Origin of the sequence: Polaromonas sp. (assembly GCF_029945685.1) — a bacterium.
GTDB lineage: Bacteria > Pseudomonadota > Gammaproteobacteria > Burkholderiales > Burkholderiaceae_C > Polaromonas.
Window position 1 is genome coordinate 164,513 of record NZ_JAQSDA010000006.1, and the last position, 16,140, is coordinate 180,652.

The 16,140-nt window shown below is 65.7% G+C and carries 13 protein-coding genes; 11 read left to right on the forward strand and 2 right to left on the reverse strand.

Annotation, left to right across the window (positions count from 1 at the left end; translation table 11 throughout):
- Position 1: 1 nt before the first annotated feature.
- The 10 genes from PSV26_RS03290 (at position 2) to PSV26_RS03335 (ending at position 12,767) form a co-directional block, all read left to right on the forward strand.
- Positions 2–1,963 carry an acetyl/propionyl/methylcrotonyl-CoA carboxylase subunit alpha gene (locus tag PSV26_RS03290; protein ID WP_300567689.1) on the forward strand — a complete coding sequence of 654 codons (1,962 nt, stop codon included), beginning with the start codon at positions 2–4 and terminating at the stop codon, positions 1,961–1,963.
- A 55-nt stretch (positions 1,964–2,018) separates the two neighbouring features.
- Entirely contained in the window at positions 2,019–3,194 is a 1,176-nt protein-coding gene (locus PSV26_RS03295; RefSeq protein ID WP_300567692.1) for an acyl-CoA dehydrogenase family protein, read from the forward strand.
- Positions 3,191–4,351, forward strand: a complete 1,161-nt coding sequence (locus tag PSV26_RS03300; RefSeq protein ID WP_300567694.1) for an acyl-CoA dehydrogenase family protein — start codon at positions 3,191–3,193, stop codon at positions 4,349–4,351. The genes PSV26_RS03295 and PSV26_RS03300 overlap by 4 nt, the downstream gene beginning before the upstream one ends.
- Entirely contained in the window at positions 4,323–5,291 is a 969-nt protein-coding gene (locus PSV26_RS03305; RefSeq protein ID WP_300567697.1) for a MoxR family ATPase, read from the forward strand. The genes PSV26_RS03300 and PSV26_RS03305 overlap by 29 nt, the downstream gene beginning before the upstream one ends.
- Positions 5,275–6,717: a VWA domain-containing protein gene (locus tag PSV26_RS03310; protein WP_300567700.1), complete on the forward strand. Its 1,443-nt coding sequence runs from the start codon at positions 5,275–5,277 to the stop codon at positions 6,715–6,717. Before PSV26_RS03305 ends, PSV26_RS03310 begins: the two co-directional genes overlap by 17 nt.
- A 40-nt stretch (positions 6,718–6,757) precedes the next feature.
- Positions 6,758–8,398 carry an MBL fold metallo-hydrolase gene (locus PSV26_RS03315; RefSeq protein ID WP_300567702.1) on the forward strand — a complete coding sequence of 547 codons (1,641 nt, stop codon included), beginning with the start codon at positions 6,758–6,760 and terminating at the stop codon, positions 8,396–8,398.
- A 38-nt stretch (positions 8,399–8,436) separates the two neighbouring features.
- Positions 8,437–8,922, forward strand: a complete 486-nt coding sequence (locus PSV26_RS03320; protein WP_300567705.1) for a PaaI family thioesterase — start codon at positions 8,437–8,439, stop codon at positions 8,920–8,922.
- 39 nt (positions 8,923–8,961) lie between these two features.
- On the forward strand, positions 8,962–10,743 hold the full coding sequence (locus tag PSV26_RS03325) for an acyclic terpene utilization AtuA family protein (RefSeq protein WP_300567708.1): 1,782 nt from the start codon (positions 8,962–8,964) through the stop codon (positions 10,741–10,743).
- Between the two features lie 38 nt (positions 10,744–10,781).
- Positions 10,782–11,978 (forward strand): acyl-CoA dehydrogenase family protein, encoded by a 1,197-nt coding sequence (locus PSV26_RS03330; protein WP_300567711.1) that lies wholly within the window; start codon positions 10,782–10,784, stop codon positions 11,976–11,978.
- 108 nt (positions 11,979–12,086) lie between these two features.
- On the forward strand, positions 12,087–12,767 hold the full coding sequence (locus PSV26_RS03335) for a TetR/AcrR family transcriptional regulator (protein ID WP_300567714.1): 681 nt from the start codon (positions 12,087–12,089) through the stop codon (positions 12,765–12,767).
- A 225-nt stretch (positions 12,768–12,992) separates the two neighbouring features.
- Here the strand turns inward: PSV26_RS03335 and PSV26_RS03340 are convergent, their stop codons facing one another.
- Entirely contained in the window at positions 12,993–13,835 is an 843-nt protein-coding gene (locus PSV26_RS03340; protein WP_300567717.1) for a TauD/TfdA family dioxygenase, read from the reverse strand.
- Positions 13,832–15,079 carry a CoA transferase gene (locus PSV26_RS03345; RefSeq protein ID WP_300567719.1) on the reverse strand — a complete coding sequence of 416 codons (1,248 nt, stop codon included), beginning with the start codon at positions 15,077–15,079 and terminating at the stop codon, positions 13,832–13,834. The genes PSV26_RS03340 and PSV26_RS03345 overlap by 4 nt, the downstream gene beginning before the upstream one ends.
- A gap of 204 nt (positions 15,080–15,283) precedes the next feature.
- Between PSV26_RS03345 and PSV26_RS03350 the strand changes: the two genes are divergently transcribed.
- On the forward strand, positions 15,284–16,129 hold the full coding sequence (locus tag PSV26_RS03350; RefSeq protein WP_300567722.1) for an IclR family transcriptional regulator: 846 nt from the start codon (positions 15,284–15,286) through the stop codon (positions 16,127–16,129).
- Positions 16,130–16,140: the final 11 nt, after the last annotated feature.

Below are 16,140 nucleotides of genomic sequence, written 5' to 3' on the forward strand. Positions count from 1 at the left end.
GATGAACTTCACCAAAATTCTTATCGCCAACCGCGGAGAAATCGCCTGCCGGGTTATCCGCACAGCCAAAGCGCTGGGCTACCGCACAGTGGCCGTGTATAGCGAAGCCGATGCCCAGGCGCTGCATGTCGCCATGGCCGACGAGGCGGTGTGTATCGGCCCGGCGCCGGTCCGTGAGAGCTACCTCAACGTCGCGGCGCTGCTGGCTGCGGCGCGCAGCACGGGCGCCGATGCGGTCCACCCCGGCTACGGCTTCCTGTCCGAGAACGACGGCTTTGCACAGGCTTGCCTGGACGCCGGGCTGGTGTTCATCGGCCCGGATCCGCAGGCCATCCTGCAAATGGGCAACAAAGCCGGTGCCAAGCGCCTGATGCTGGCGGCGGGCGTGCCCTGCGTGCCCGGCTACCAGGGCACCGACCAGTCCGATGCCACGCTGCTCGGGAAAGCCGGCGAGATCGGCTTTCCGATCATGGTCAAGGCGGCAGCGGGCGGCGGCGGGCGTGGCATGCGGCTGGTCGAACACCCGCAGGACCTGGCGGTCGCACTGGTCAGTGCCCGCTCGGAAGCAGGCAACGCCTTCGGCAGCGAAGAGCTCATCCTCGAACGCGCGGTGATTGAACCGCGCCACGTCGAAATCCAGGTCTTCGGCGACCAGCACGGCTACATCATCCACCTGGGCGAGCGCGACTGCTCGATCCAGCGTCGGCACCAGAAGGTGTTCGAAGAAGCGCCCTCCCCGGCGGTCACGCCCGAGCTGCGCGCGCAAATGGGCGCGGCGGCGGTGGCGGCTGCGCGCACCGTGAACTACGTCGGCGCCGGCACGGTCGAGTTTTTACTTGACCGCGAAGGGCGTTTCTACTTTCTGGAGATGAACACACGGCTGCAGGTCGAACACCCGGTGACCGAGTGCATCACCGGCCTGGACCTGGTGGCGTGGCAGATCGCCGTGGCCCGTGGCGAGCCCTTGCCGCTGACGCAGGAGCAAGTGCAACTGAACGGGCACGCTATCGAAGTGCGCCTGTATGCCGAAGACCCGTACGCGGGCTTCCTGCCGCAAAGTGGCGATGTTGCGCTCTGGAGCCCGCCCACGGGCGAGGGCGTGCGCGTTGATCATGGACTGGCATCAGGTCAGACCGTCAGCCCGCACTACGACCCCATGATCGCCAAAATCATTGCGCACGGCGCGACCCGCGACGAGGCCCGACGACGCCTGATCGGTGCGCTGCAACGCACTCGCCTGCTCGGCCTACCCCACAACCGTGCCTTCCTCGAAGCCGTGGCCAGCCACCCGGCCTTCGCCGCTGGCGAAACGACCACTGCCTTCATCGCCAAGCACTTCGACAGTGCGGCGCTGGTGCGGCCCCAACCCGACTCGTTGGCGTTGGCGCTGGCCAGCACGCTGTGGTTCGAAGCCTGCGCCACGCCGGTCTCAGCCGCGCCCTGGCGCTCCAGCGGACCGGCACGCTGGCCGATGCTGATCGGCGAGGGCGAACACCGCCATGCCGTGCACATCACGGCCACCGGCGCCCACAGCTACACGCTCGAAGTGGGCACGGCGCTGCACCACATCACCCTCAGCGGGCGCGAAGGCGAGTGCCTGCGCCTGATCGCCGATGGCGTGCAGCAGCACGCGGCGGCGGTGTTTGCCGGCGGCGTGTTGCACCTGGAACTGGGCGACCTGAGCGCCAGCTTTGAAGACCTGACCTATGCCCCACCGGCCGCGGCTGCAGGAAGCGCGGAGTCACGGGTGCTCGCACCCATGAATGGACGGGTGCTGGCAGTTGACGTCCGAAATGGCGACACGGTCACCAAGGGGCAACGCCTGGCGGTGCTCGAAGCCATGAAGATGGAGCATCAACTGCTGGCCCGTCGCGATGGCGTGGTGGACCAGGTTGCGGTGCGCGCTGGCGACCAGGTTGCCACGCGCGCATTGTTGGTGTCACTGGTCGAGCAGCCTGATTGAGGCGCGCACCGCTCTGCACGCACGACACACGCCACACCCACGAGGAGTAAAACCCATGCCTGCCGAAACCCTGCCTGCCAAGAGTCCCTTCTATACGCCCGAGCACCTGGCGTTCCGCGACGCGATGCGCCGCTTCGTCGCCAGAGAAATTAGCCCGCACGTGGATGCATGGGACGAAGCCGAGTCCTTTCCTGTCGAGTTGTACCGCAAAGCGGCCGAAATCGGCCTGCTGGGCTTGGGTTTTCCCGAAAGCCATGGCGGCAACGACGGCGACCTGTTCATGACCATCATCGCCGCGCAGGAACTTGCGCGTTGCGGTGCTGGCGGGGTCTTGGCGAGTCTGCTGTCGCACACCATCGGCTGCCCGCCCATCGTCAACGTGGGCAGCGAGACGCTGAAGCAGCGCGTCTTGCCGCCGGTGCTGCGGGGCGAGAAGATCAGCGCGCTCGGCATCACCGAACCCTCCGGCGGCTCGGACGTGGCCAACCTCAAGACCACGGCGCGCCGGGATGGCGACCACTACGTCGTCAACGGCTCGAAAACGTTCATCACCTCCGGCATGCGCGCCGACTTCTACACCGTGGCGGTGCGCACCGGCGGGCCCGGCCCGGGCGGCGTGTCGCTGCTGCTGATCGAAAAAGGCACGCCCGGCTTCACGCAAACGCCTTTGAGAAAAATGGGCTGGTGGTGCTCCGACACCGCCGCCTTGTATTTTGATGACTGCAGGGTGCCGGTGGATAACCTGGTGGGGGTGGAAAACCAGGGTTTCAAGGCCATCATGAAGAACTTCAACCGCGAGCGCATCTTCCTCGCCGCCGGTGCCAACGGTTTTGCCCGTGTCTGCCTGGATGAAGCGCTGGCCTGGTCGCGTGAACGCGAGATGTTTGGCGGCAAGTTGATCGACCAGCAGGTCACCCGCCACAAACTCGCCGACATGGCCATGCGCGTCGAGGCGACCCAGGCCATGCTGGAATTGCTGGCCTGGCGCGTCGAACAGGGCGACACGCCAGTGGGCGAAATCTGCCTGCTGAAGAACCAGGCCACCCAGACCATGGCCTATTGCGCCAGCGAGGCGGTGCAACTGCACGGCGGCGCCGGCTTCATGCGCGGTGTCAAGGTGGAACGCATTTACCGCGAGGTCAAGGTCAACGCCATTGGTGGCGGTGCCGAAGAGGTGATGCGCGACTTGGCGGCGCGCCAGCTCGGGTTTTACGCCGGAAGCCCTCGATGAAGTCCGCCACCTCACCCACACAGCACATGCCGCCTTCGGCGCTGCCCGAGGCCATGCGCCTGGCCTTGTCGGACGCGCCAGCGCCTGACTGCGCGCACGGCTTCCCCCGTGCCTGGTGGCGTCATCTCGGCGCCAGCGGCCTGCTTGGTGTGGGGTTCGACAGCGACGGCGGGCCGCCCGTCACGGACTCCGTGCGGGTCAGCGCTCTGGCCGAAATCGTCGCCCGGGAATCCGCCAGCCTGGGCCTCGGCATGGCGTGGATGATGCAGCAGATGCTGGGGCGCTTCGTGCTGGCGCCGAATCTGCGCAGCGACCGGCATCGTGCGCTGCTGCAATCAATGACGGTCGGCGACACACTGCTGGCACTCGCGATCTCCGAGCCCGGCGCCGGCGCACACCCCAAACACCTGTGCTGCCGGGCGGTTCAGGACGGCGACGACTGGCTCCTTGACGGCCACAAGGCCTTCGTCAGCAACGGCCCGGCCGCCGATGCCATCATCGTGCTGGCCGTCAGCGGCGAGCGCGAGGGGCGCAAGCGCTTCGATGCTTTCGTCGTTGAGGCCAACACACCGGGCCTGACCCGCGAACTGGACGACAAAGTGCGCGGACTGGCGCCGCTCGGCCATTGCGGCCTGCGCCTTGTCGGCTGTCGGGTGCCGGAAAGCCAGCGCCTGGGCGAGCCGGGACAGGCTTTCGACACCATCGCACGACCGCTGCGCGCGATCGAAGACGCGCTGCTGCTGGGCCCCATGCTTGGCGCCATGCAAGCCGAACTGGACGCGCTGGCGCGCTGGTTCCAAAGCGCCGCCCGGACCCCTGCTTTGACCCGGAACCTGGGTGGCTTGCAACTCGAACTCGACGCCCTCTCGCCCGTGGCCCGTCATGCCGCCCAGCACCTGGACCAGCACGGGCCCAACGAGGCGCTGGCGGCGTTCAACCTGGGCGCGCGCCGCCTGTTTGATCGCTGGCAAGGCGCCTGTGAATCCTTTGCCGCGGCCCTGGACGACCATGAACCGGCCCTGCTCACCCTGGCGCGCGACCTGCGCCTGGTGCAGGGCATTGCCCGCAGCATCGCCGACTCCCGACAACTTCAAGCCGGCGAAAAAATGCTGCGCCCCAAGGAAACCCATGAAAACACTTTACCAACACCAGTTTGATTCCATCGACGGCCTGGCGCAGCGCCTGGCTGCGGTCGACTACATTGCCAGCCGCGAAATCGCGACCTCGGTCTATCTGGGATTCAACCTGGAAAAGCCGATCCTGGTCGAAGGCCCGGCCGGTGTCGGCAAGACCGAACTGGCCAAGGGCATGGCCGAGATCCTCGACGTGCCCCTGATCCGCATGCAGTGTTACGAAGGCCTGGACGAATCCAAGGCCCTGTACGAGTGGAAATACGGCAAGCAGTTGCTGTACACGCAACTGCTCAAGGACAAGCTGGGCGAAATGATGCAAGGCGCGGTGGGACTGGCGGCCTCGATCGAGCGGCTGCATGCGCACGACGACCTGTTCTTCTCCGAGCACTTTCTCGAGCCGCGCCCGCTCTACCAGGCCCTGCACCAGGAGCGCGGCTGCGTGCTGCTGATCGACGAAGTCGATAAGTCCGATCCCGAATTCGAGGCCTTTCTTCTTGAAGTGCTGTCGGACTTCCAGGTCTCGGTGCCCGAACTCGGCACCATCAAGGCCAAGGTCAAGCCCATCGTCTTTCTCACCAGCAACAACACGCGCGAGATGAGCGACGCGCTCAAGCGCCGCTGCCTGCATTTGCACATTCCCTTCCCCGAGGCGAAGCTGGAGCGGCGCATTCTGGAGCGCCGCGTGCCCGGCTTGTCGGCAACACTGAACCGCGAGCTGGTGGCCTTCATTCAGGCCGTGCGCCAGATGGATCTGAAAAAGCAGCCCTCGGTCAGCGAGACCATCGACTGGGCCAAAACGCTGCTGCTGCTGCACGCCGAACACTTGAGCCTGGACATGGTGAAGGGCACGCTCAATGTCTTCCTCAAGTTTGAGCAGGACATTGCCTCGGCCAGCGAGCAACTGCCGGCCCTGCTGCAGCAAGCGCGCAAGGACGCGGAGATTCCCCGTGCAAGCCACGCTTGAAGACTTTTTCAAGGCGCTGCGCGGCAGCGACCTCGAGATCAGCCTGAACGCCCAGGTCGATGCGGCGCGCGCCGTGGAACTGGTGGGCTGGCGCGACCGCACCCTGCTCAAAAGCGCGCTGGGCACGACACTGGCGAAAACCACCACGGATCGCGCCCTTTACGACGAGGCCTTTGATCGCTTCTTCCGTTTCAGCTCCTTCGAAAACATGGCCGCGCAAGGCAGTCCGGCCAAGCCCTCCTCCAAGCCCGATGCCAACCCCGCTTCAGACGCCATGGCCGCGCAAGACCTGCCGGACCCAGCCCAAGACAAACAGACTGCACCCGGTTCCGGCGGGCCGGGCGGCTGTCAGGGCAGCGGCGGCCAGGCCTTGTCGCAGTTGCTGCTGTCGGGTGACTCGGCGGCACTGGCCAAGCGCATGCAGGAAGCCGCGCGCGAGGTGGGCCTGACCGACATCTGGTTCTTCACCCAAAAAGGCTACTACACCCAGAAGATCCAGCAGGCCATGGGACTGGAACTGCTGGACCGCGAAATTTCCGACACCAAACGCCAGACGTTGGCGCCCGAGCGCGCTCGCGAACTCGAACGGGTGCGCAAGAAATTGTTCGTGGAGGTGCGCAATTTCGTCGAACGCAAACTCGCGCTCTACGGCACGGCACCGACGCGCCAGTTGCACGACGATTTCCTGCAATCGCAAAAGCTCTCCAACATCGAAAAACGCGATTTCGCGCGCATGCACGTCATCGTCAGCAAGATCGCCAAGCGGCTGGCCGATCGCCACTCGCGGCGCAAGAAAAAGCGGGTGCGCGGCCAGCTCGACTTCCGCAAGACCCTGCGCAAGAACGCGGCCTATGACGGCGTGATGTTCGAGACCTTCTGGCGCTCCAAAGTGGTGGACCGTCCGCGCGTGGTGGCCATTTGCGATGTCAGCGGCTCGGTACGCCAGTACGCGCGCTTTTTGCTGCTGTTCCTGCACAGTCTGGGCGAGCAGGTGAGCGACCTGCGCAGCTTCGCTTTCACCAACCACCTGGTCGAGGTGAGCGACACCTTCGAGTCGCTGCCGGTCGAACAGGCGGTCGACAAAGTGATGCAGGCGGTGGGCGGCAGTGGCACCGACTACGGGCAGACGCTGCTCGACATCGAGGCGCAGTTGCTCGATGACATTGATCGCCGCACCACCGTGCTGATTCTCGGCGACGCGCGCAACAACCGCGGCCAAGCCCATGCCGAAGTCATGCAACTGCTCTACCAGCGCGCGCGCCGGGTCATCTGGCTCAACCCCGAGCCGGTCTCGTTCTGGGGCCTCGGCGACTCGGAGATGAAGCGCTATGCGCCTTATTGCCACATCGCGCGCGAATGCAACTCCCTCGCGCACCTGGAAAGCACGCTCGACGCCTTGCTGCGCACCCATTCGGCCAGCGCCTGAGCCCCAGCCCTGGCTTCCCTCACGCTCAACGGACACCCCCATGGCACGCCCCTCACTGCAACTCCACCCCCGCAAAGAGCCGGTTACCGCGCACCCGGCAGCCACTCTGCTGCTGCTGCGTGATGGTGCGCTTGGCGTCGAAGTGTTGATGACCCGGCGCTCGCCGACAGCCAGCTTCTTGCCCGGTGCCTATGTATTCCCGGGTGGGCGAGTGGACGCCGACGACCACCAGGCACACACGCTGGCGCGCGCCCCCGACGCGGGCGGACGCTACCGCACGGCGGCGCTGGCGGCGCTGCGGGAAACCTTCGAGGAACTGGGCATCCTGCTGGCGGTGCAGGCCGATGGCAGGCCCATCACCCGCACCCACCTTCAAGCGCTGGACCGCAGCCGGGCGCTGTACCCGCAACTGCAAGCCCAAGGCTGGTCACTGGCGGTCGATCAGGCGCGCATGCTGGCCTGCTGGACCACCGACCGCAGCGTGCCCAAGCGTTTCGACACCGCCTTCTTCGCCGCGCTGATGCCCGACCAGCAGGAGCCGGTGGCCGACGAAATGGAGCAGTTCGAGCCCGTCTGGGTCAGGCCCGAGGATGCGCTGACGCAGCACCAGGCCGGCAACTTTTTCATGATCTTTCCAACCATCCGCACCCTGCACTGGCTGGCGGATTTCGAGCAGGCCGAGCAGGCCCTGGCTGCCTGTACCGAAGACGCGCCGCGGTGGAACTCCTGCCCTCGGGGTGGTCTGGTCGGCGGTCAACCGCAGCGCTTCATGGAGCATGAAGCGCCGTACGGCGAACTCGCGCTGGTGTGCCCGGACGGTCAACTTGAACATGTGCTGGACTGGCAGCACGAGCGGCCGGTGCCCCTGTTGCGGCACCTGCATCGCCTCACCGCCCCCAACGCCAGCGTCATGACCGGCCCCGGCACCAACAGCTACATCGTGGGCGACGCGGCCAGCGGCTACATTGTCATCGACCCAGGCCCCTTGCAGATGGACCACGTCGAACGCCTGCTGGCGTTCACGGCGGGCCAGATCACGGCCATCGTCTGCACCCACTCGCACCCGGACCACTCCCCCGCCGCGCAGCCGCTGGCCCAGGCCTGCGCCCGCCTGACGGGCCAGACACCGCCCGTGCTGGGCCTGGCTTCCGCCGCCACCGCCCGCTCCACAGCAGCCTTCGCCCCCGACCGCGCTCTGGCCGACGGCGAGCGCCTGATGCTGCACGATGGCGAGCACAATAGCACCCTGCGCGTGGTCCATACACCAGGGCACGCCGCCAACCACCTCTGCCTCATCCTCGAAGAAGACGGTCTGCTGTTCTCGGGCGACCACATCCTCAGCGGCAGTACCACCATCATCGACCCGCCCGACGGCGACATGAGCGCCTACCTCGATTCGCTGGACCGCCTGGCGCAGGCCTGCGAAAAGGACGGTATCGAATTCATCCTGCCGGCGCACGGCCACGTCATCGGGTGGGCGGCGCAGTCCATTGCGCAGCTCAAGGCGCACCGCCTGCGGCGCGAGGCCAAGGTGCTGGCGGCCATGCGCGCCGTCCCGCAAGGCGGCTTGGACGACTGGCTACCTCTGGCCTATGACGACACCCCCGCGGCGCTCTGGCCAATGGCACGCCGATCATTGGCGGCCCATGTGCAACGCGTCGAGCAACTGGCGATGTTTTGAATCCCATACGCTTTTTAAAAAACCCACAGGAGCCCAATTTGAATACCAACGCCCCCCACCTTGACCGCATCGCCGCCTGCAAGCAAAGCTGGAACGATAGCCCCTTTCTGAAGGCGCAAGGGCTGGAAGTTGAAGAAACAGCCGTAGGCCGGGCTATTGTGCGACTGCCTAAAGCCCTCCCCACCCAACGCGGCGGCGGCGGTTCGGACACCGTGCTCAATGGCGGCGTCATCTCTTATATGTTTGACGGCGCGCTTGGCTGGGCCATCATCTCCTCGCTGCTGGCCATGCCCGAGGCGGCCGACATTGACCCCTTCGAGCTGCGCCAGTTCACGATCAACCTCGACATCACCTTCCTCAACGCCGCCATGGGCGATAGCTTCGAGGCGCGCGGCAATGTGGTGCGCATCAGCCGCACGACGGCATTTGCCGAAGGGGAGTTCCTGGATGCCAATGGCACAGTCTGCGCCACGGCCAAGGGCATCTGGCGCGTGTTCTGGCCGCGCAGCACCGTGTCCGCCTGAACCCGCGATCCAGGCTTCCCCCCACAAAAGGAGACAAACATGAAACAAAGCACCCTTCGCATCGGCAGCGCCTCGGGCTTCTGGGGCGACAGCGAGTTCGCCGCCGCCCAACTGGTGCAGCGCGGCAACATCGACGTCCTGGTGTTCGACTACCTGGCCGAAATCACCATGTCGCTGCTCAGCCGCGCCAAGGCCAAGGATCCGGCACTGGGCTATGCACCGGATTTCGTGACCACCCTCCAGCCCCTGATGAAGGAGATCAAATCACGCAGCATCAAGGTCATTGCCAATGCCGGCGGCGTCAACCCGTCCGCCTGCCGCGCCGCGCTGGTGGCGGCAGCGCTGGCCGAAGGCGTCGACCTGAAAATCGCCGCCGTGCTGGGCGACGACCTGATGCCACAGGTGGACGCGCTGCGCGCAGCCGGCACCCCAGAGATGTTCTCCAGTGCAGCGTTCCCGCAAAAGGTCATGAGCGCCAACGCCTATCTGGGCGCCTTCCCGATTGCCGCCGCGCTGGCGGCCGGCGCCGACATCGTGGTCACCGGCCGCTGTGTCGACAGCGCGGTCACGCTGGCGCCGCTGATCCACGCCTTTGGCTGGACCGCTGCCGACCACGACCGCCTGGCGCTTGGCAGCCTGGCCGGCCACCTGATCGAATGCGGCACACAGGCCACCGGCGGCAACTACACCGACTGGGACACGGTGCCGGGCTGGGACGACATGGGCTTTCCCATCGCCGAGTGCCGCGCCGACGGCAGCTTCGTCATCACCAAGCCCGAAGGCACGGGCGGGCTGGTCTGCCCCTCCACGGTAGGCGAGCAGATGCTGTATGAAATCGGCGACCCGCGCGCCTACATCCTGCCCGATGTGGTGTGCGACTTCACCGGCGTGACGCTGACGCAGATCGGCCCCGACCGCGTCGAGGTCAAGGGCGCGCGCGGCCTCCCGCCGACCGATCAGGCCAAAGTCAGCGTCACCTACGCCGATGGCTTTCGGGCCATGAGCCTGTTCATGATCGGCGGCATCGATGCCGGCGCCAAGGGGCAGCGCGTCGGCGCCGCCATGCTGGCGCGCATGCGGCGCCACTATGCGCAGCGCGGCTGGCCCGACTTCACCGAAACCTGTGTCGAGGCCATCGGCGCCGAAGACACCTACGGCCCCCACGCGCGGCCCGATGCGCGCGAAGTGATGCTCAAGGTCGGCGTGCGCCACCCGGTCAAGGACGCGCTCGAACTGTTTTCGCGCGAAGTGGCGCCGCTGGCCCTGATGTCGGCACCGGCCATCACCGGTTTCACCGGCGGCCGGCCCAAGGTGCAGCCGGTGGTGCGGCTGTTCTCCTGCCTGGTACCCAAGGCACAGGTGGCCGCCAGCATCGACATGGGGGAGCGGACCGTGGCGGCACCGCCATGGCTCGGCAAACCGTTCGACCCGGCAACCCTGCCCCAAGTCGGCGGCCCCCTGCCCGCCGCCGACGCCTTTGCGCGCGGCACGCGCACCGTGCCGCTGGTGCAACTGGCGTGGGGACGCAGCGGCGACAAGGGCGACGCCGCCAACATCGGCATCCTGGCACGCCGCGCCGAGTATTTGCCCTTCATCCGCGCCGCCCTGACCGAGCAGGCGGTGGCGGCCTGGTTCGCCCACCTGGTCAAGGGCAGCGTGCGGCGATTCGATTTGCCCGGCACGCACGCGCTGAACTTTCTGATGCACGAAGCCCTGGGCGGCGGCGGCATCGCTTCGGTTCGCATGGACTCGCAGGGCAAAGCATTTGCCCAGATGCTGCTCGATTTTCCAGTCCCGATTCCAGCCGACCTGGCGCTTTGACAAACGCCCATCAACAACCCAAGACGGAGACACCCACCATGAGCACCCCAGCCACCACCGCCATTGCCAACACCGCTTCCGCAAGCCTGCGCGAGCGCATCCGCGACGTGCAGGAAGCCGCCCGCGGCGTCACCACCCTGTACCCGCGCAGCTACATCCTGCAGTGCATCAAGGAAGACCGCTTCCCCGACGAGCTGTGGCAAAAGCTCGGCGAATTCGGCCTGCTCGGCCTGTCGGTTCCGGAAGAGTACGGCGGCTCCGGCGGCGGCGTGCTGGAGATCACCGCGCTCAACGAGGCGCTGGCGCTGGCCGGCGTGCCCACCCTGTTCTTGGTCGTCACCGGCCTGGGCCGGGTGCCGATCATGCGCCACGGCACGCCCGAGCAGATCCGCAAATACGTCACCCCAACCTGCACCGGCGAGAAGAAGCTGTGCTTTGCCATCACCGAACCCAACGCCGGCACCAACAGCTTCGCCATGACCACGCTGGCCACGCCCAACGCCGACGGCGGCTGGACGCTCAACGGCCAGAAGGTCTTCATCTCCGGCGCGCGCGATGCCGACTACATGCTGGTGATCGCCCGCACCACCAAGGCCAGCGAGGTAAAGCACCGCACCGACGGCATCTCGCTGTTCGTGCTCGACATGAAAACGCCCGGCATCGGGCTGACGCAACTCAACATCCAGGTCGAAACTGCCGAGCGCCAGTACATGGTGTTCTTTGACAACGTCAAGCTGCCCGCCGACGCGCTGATCGGCGAAGCCGGCAAGGGTGCCAAGCTGATGTTCGAAGGTCTGAACTCCGAGCGCCTGCTGGCCGCCGGCGCCGCCATCGGCCTGGGTGACTATGCGCTGGCCAAGGCGGTAGCTTACGCCAATGATCGCAAACCCTTCGGCAAACCGATCGGCTCCTACCAGGCGCTACAGCACCGCATGGCGCAGGCCAAGGCACAGATCGAAGCCGCACGCCTCATGACCTACTCCGCCGCCGAGCGCTTCGACGCCGGCGAGGACGCCGGCGCGCATGCCAACATGGCCAAGCTGCTGGGCTCGCAAGCGGCGGTGGCCGCCGTCGAGGCCGCGTTGCAAACCCACGGCGGCTACGGCTTTGACCGCGACTACGACATCATCACGCTGTGGCCCATGATCCGCCTGCTGGAAATCGCGCCGATCAACAACGAGATGCTGCTCAACTACATCGGCGAACATGTGCTGGGCTTGCCGAAGTCGTACTGAGCCGATGGCCGTCATCCCCGGCACCGACCACCCGGACCGAGGTTCGCAACACGGTCGAGGCCGCCGGCCGCCGTTTTCGGGGTGGCCCGAGCTTGCGAACCGGCACCATTGGCAGGCGTCGCTACTCGTTCGCTGATGATGTGTGCCGCGCGCTCCCTCCCCACTTTCCCAGCAGCCAAGCGGCCGCGAGGCCGCCCACGCAAGACGCCGCAAGAGCGAAATGAAGGCAACCGCCGCCAAGATATCGTCAAGGCCGCGGCCAAACTGTTTCGACGCAACGGCTTTAATGGAACGAGCACGCGTGCCATCGCCTCAGCCGCCGGCATGCATTCCGGATCACTGTTTTGTCACTTCAAAAGCAAGGATGCGCTGTTGTATGAGGTGATGCAGGAAGGCATGCGCAGCGCGCTGGCGCGCCAGATGATCGTGCTGCTTGCCGAACATGACGCTGCGACCACACTGCGGCAATTGATCCGTTCGCATTTCCACACGCTGCTGGGATCGAACAGCGATTTCATGCAGGCAGTGCTCTACGAGTCGCGCTCTCTCACGACGCGGCAGCGCAGCGTCATCGCAAAGCTGCAAGGCGATTACGAAGCGGCGTGGACGCCTGTGCTCCAAGAACTGGCCTCGGCCGGCTGCCTGCAAGCCGAGGTGCCCCTGGCGCGCCATTTGATCTTTGGTGCACTGAACCGGTCAGTACAGTGGTTTGACCCTAAGAAGGGAACCTCGCTTGATGACCTGACCGATGCAGCGATGGTGCTGTTCATACGCAAAAAGTCGCGATAGGGCATGCCCATGATCGATCTTCGCACCAAGCCCTCGACTGCCAAGTGTTCGTGAGCCACCAAGCGCACGAAAGAAAAAACACGAAGTAGGTAAGTAATTATGGATGATCTGTTCTACTGCGCTTGTTCTGGGCTCAGCGAATCACCCCCACGCCGCCGTTGAGGCCGCACGACATCCTGGCAAGCCGATGTCGCGGCCGCAGCCGAAACCCCGGCAAGCGCCAAGCTACCGGCGAGGCCGATCACCCGCCAGCGCGATGCGGTGCATGATCCGGCGAAAACCGTGGTAGTCGTTGACCGGGTAGTGGTGCGTGCAGCGGTTGTCCCATAGCGCTAGGGAACCCACCTGCCAGCGGAAGCGACAGGTGAACTCTTCCTTCTTCTGGTGCCCGAATAAAAATTGCAGCAGCGGCGCACTCTCCTCTTCGGTCATGCCGACGAAGCGCGCGGTATGGGCGCAGTTGACATACAAGGCCTTGCGGCCGGTTTCCGGATGGGTGCGCACCACAGGGTGTTCGGCCTCGTAATGGCGGTTCGCGTCAGCGCGCCCGGATTCGGCCAGGCGGTCTTCGCGGGTGCGCGTCACGTCGGCCTTGGCCGAGGTATTGACCGCCACCAGGGGATCGAGCAGCTGCTTCATGCCATCCGACAAGGCCTCGTAGGCCAGCACCTGGTTGGCAAACAGCGTGTCGCCCCCGTAAGGCGGCACCTCGCGCGCCAGCAGCAGTGTGGCCATCGGCGGTTTCTCCAGGTAGGCGGTATCGCTGTGCCAGACGCCGCCAAAGTTCACTTTTTCGTGCGCCAGCTTCTTCACTTCGATGATGACCGGAAAGTCCGAAATGCCGCTGACGAACGGGTATTCAACCGGTGTGCCAATGGCCTGGGCGAAGGCCAGAAATTGTTCAGAGGTGAGCTGCTGATCACGCAGAAAGACGACGCCGTGCTCTAACCAGGCACTGCGCAGCGTCGCCAAGTCATCCGGTCGCAACGGCTGCGACAGGTCGAGCCCGGAGAGTTCCGCACCCAGTGCGCCAGACAGTCGGGTCACGATCAATGCCAAGGCGCTCATGCTGACACCTCCGCATCGGCGGCCACCGACACCGCTGCGCCACTGGCCAGCAAGGACACCAGCGCGCTTGCATCAAAGCCGCATTCGCGCAGCACCGATTCAGTGTGTTCCCCCAGTCGCGGCGCGGGCGCCAGCTTGCTGACGTCGTAACCCACCCAGCGCGCCGGCGCGCCAAAGGTGCGCATGGCTCCCTCGCTCGGGTGCTCGACCTGCTGAAAGAAGCCCACCGCCGCCAGGTGCGGGTCATCCAGCAGGGACTCGATGGTATTCAGTGGCACCGCCGGCACGTCGATTTGTTCGAACAGCGCCAGCCAGTGCGCGGTGCTTTGCCCACGCAGCGTCTGGCCCAAAAAGCCGTACACATGGTCAATGTGCCGGGTACGGCTGGCCAGGTCGGCGAAGCGCGGATCGACCCGCAAATCGTCGCGCTCGATGGCGCGCAGAAAACGCTGCCAGTGCCCGTCGTTGTAGACCAGCGCACAGATGTAGCCATCGCTGGTTTGGTACGGCCGGCGCCCGGGGGACAGCAGCCGCACGTAGCCGGCGTCACCGCTGGGCGGCTCGAAGGTGTGCCCGTATAGGTGGTCCGACAGCACCACGCTGGCCATGGTCTCGAACATCGGCACGTCGATGCGACAGCCGCGCCCGGTGCGCTCGCGCCCGTACAGCGCCATGGCCACGCTGTGCGCCGCATGCAGGCCGACCATGCGGTCGGCAATCGTCAATGGCACGTAGCGCGGCTCGCTCGCCCCGCTGCGCTGCTGCAGGGCGGCAATGCCGACCGCGCCCTGGATCAAGTCATCATAAGCCGGGCGGCCGGCGTAGGGACCGTCCTCGCCATAGCCGTACACGCCGCACCAAATGATGCGCGGATTGATCGCCGACACACGCTCGTAGTCCAGCCCGAGCCGTTCGATGGAGGCCGGACGCAGGTTGTGGACAAAGACGTCGGCGCCTTCGATCAGGTGCCGCATCGCGGCCGCGCCCTGCGGCGACTTGAGGTCGAGCGCCACGCTGCGCTTGTTGCGGTTCAGGTGCAGAAACAGCGGACCCATGCCGGGATGGCGTCCCGGGCCGATCCAGCGGGTCGAGTCGCCCTCGGGGGATTCAATCTTGATCACGTCCGCGCCATGGTCGCCCAAAATCTGGGTGGCGTAGGGCCCCATCAGCACCGCGCTGAGGTCAATCACCCGCACGCCCGCCAGCGGCCCCCCAAGTGCCGCCTGGTCTTGTTTGTTCGTCATCTGTGTCTCCTCCGGTCAAGTCGGGGCTTCCTCCACAATGCGCTGCCAGGAAAACCCGATTGACGGTTGTGCATCCTAACGTTATTCTTATATTAAAACAAATATTCCGATATCAGAACAATCAGGAGCCCCCATCCAATGAACACGTCAACAGCATCACGGCGGGAGCGCACGGGTGTCGCACCCGGTGCGGACGGGTCGCCCATGGCAGTGACACGCGTGCTGCGACTGCTGCGGATACTGGCCGACCACCCTGCCGGCTTGGCCCTGACCCCCTTGTGCATGGTCATGAATGCACCGAAGACCAGCGTGCTCTCGCTGTTGCGCGGCCTCACGGCGCATGGCTACCTGCAACGCAGCAATGAGGTGTATGGACTGGGTCCTGAGTCGTTCTCTCTTGGGGCATCACTGGTGTCGGCCCGGTCGCTCGACCTCGTGGTCATGCCGTTCCTGCGTGAGGCGGTGGCGCGATCCGGCGAGACCGCCCTGATCGCCAGAATCGACCGCGCCGCTGGCCAGCTCATCTACAGCCCGATCATCGAGAGCACGAGAACGATTCGATACGCCGTGCCGGCCGGAACCACGCGGCCGCTGTTTGCGTCTTCCGCTGGTCGCGTGCTGCTCGCGTTCCAGGACGAGGCATGGCGCCGCGAATACCTGCAATACGCCGACCTGCGTGCGATGACCGAGCACACCGTCACCGACCGAAAGCAACTGGCGCGCATCATCGAGCAGGTTCGGGAGACCGGCGTGGCCGTCACGATCGGGGAAGTGACCCCCGACGTTGCCGGCTTTTCGGCCCCGATCTTCGAACCCGGAGGCCGCGTGAGCGCGGCGCTGATCATCGCCGCGCCTATCGAGCGCGGTCGCGCCGCGGCTGCTGACCTGCAGCGCCTGGTGATGGAACTCGCCGCAAACATTTCGCGTGCGCTCGGCTACCGTCCGGAACTGGACCCGCGCGGATTAGCGCCAAGTCAAGCACTGAAAACAAAGCAGCTCCTGCGCCGATCGCGTCAGCACGCGGCCCCAAAGAACCGAACCACAACTTGACATGGAGACTG

What these genes read in the sequence shown, in the direction of transcription:
- PSV26_RS03305 (WP_300567697.1), top strand. Translation starts at nt 4,323, where the DNA reads ATGAAAACACTTTACCAACACCAGTTTGATTCCATCGACGGCCTGGCG.
- PSV26_RS03350 (WP_300567722.1), top strand. Translation starts at nt 15,284, where the DNA reads ATGGCAGTGACACGCGTGCTGCGACTGCTGCGGATACTGGCCGACCAC.
- PSV26_RS03330 (WP_300567711.1), top strand. Translation starts at nt 10,782, where the DNA reads ATGAGCACCCCAGCCACCACCGCCATTGCCAACACCGCTTCCGCAAGC.
- PSV26_RS03315 (WP_300567702.1), top strand. Translation starts at nt 6,758, where the DNA reads ATGGCACGCCCCTCACTGCAACTCCACCCCCGCAAAGAGCCGGTTACC.
- PSV26_RS03345 (WP_300567719.1), bottom strand. Translation starts at nt 15,079, where the DNA reads ATGACGAACAAACAAGACCAGGCGGCACTTGGGGGGCCGCTGGCGGGC.
- PSV26_RS03340 (WP_300567717.1), bottom strand. Translation starts at nt 13,835, where the DNA reads ATGAGCGCCTTGGCATTGATCGTGACCCGACTGTCTGGCGCACTGGGT.
- PSV26_RS03300 (WP_300567694.1), top strand. Translation starts at nt 3,191, where the DNA reads ATGAAGTCCGCCACCTCACCCACACAGCACATGCCGCCTTCGGCGCTG.
- PSV26_RS03290 (WP_300567689.1), top strand. Translation starts at nt 2, where the DNA reads ATGAACTTCACCAAAATTCTTATCGCCAACCGCGGAGAAATCGCCTGC.
- PSV26_RS03295 (WP_300567692.1), top strand. Translation starts at nt 2,019, where the DNA reads ATGCCTGCCGAAACCCTGCCTGCCAAGAGTCCCTTCTATACGCCCGAG.
- PSV26_RS03325 (WP_300567708.1), top strand. Translation starts at nt 8,962, where the DNA reads ATGAAACAAAGCACCCTTCGCATCGGCAGCGCCTCGGGCTTCTGGGGC.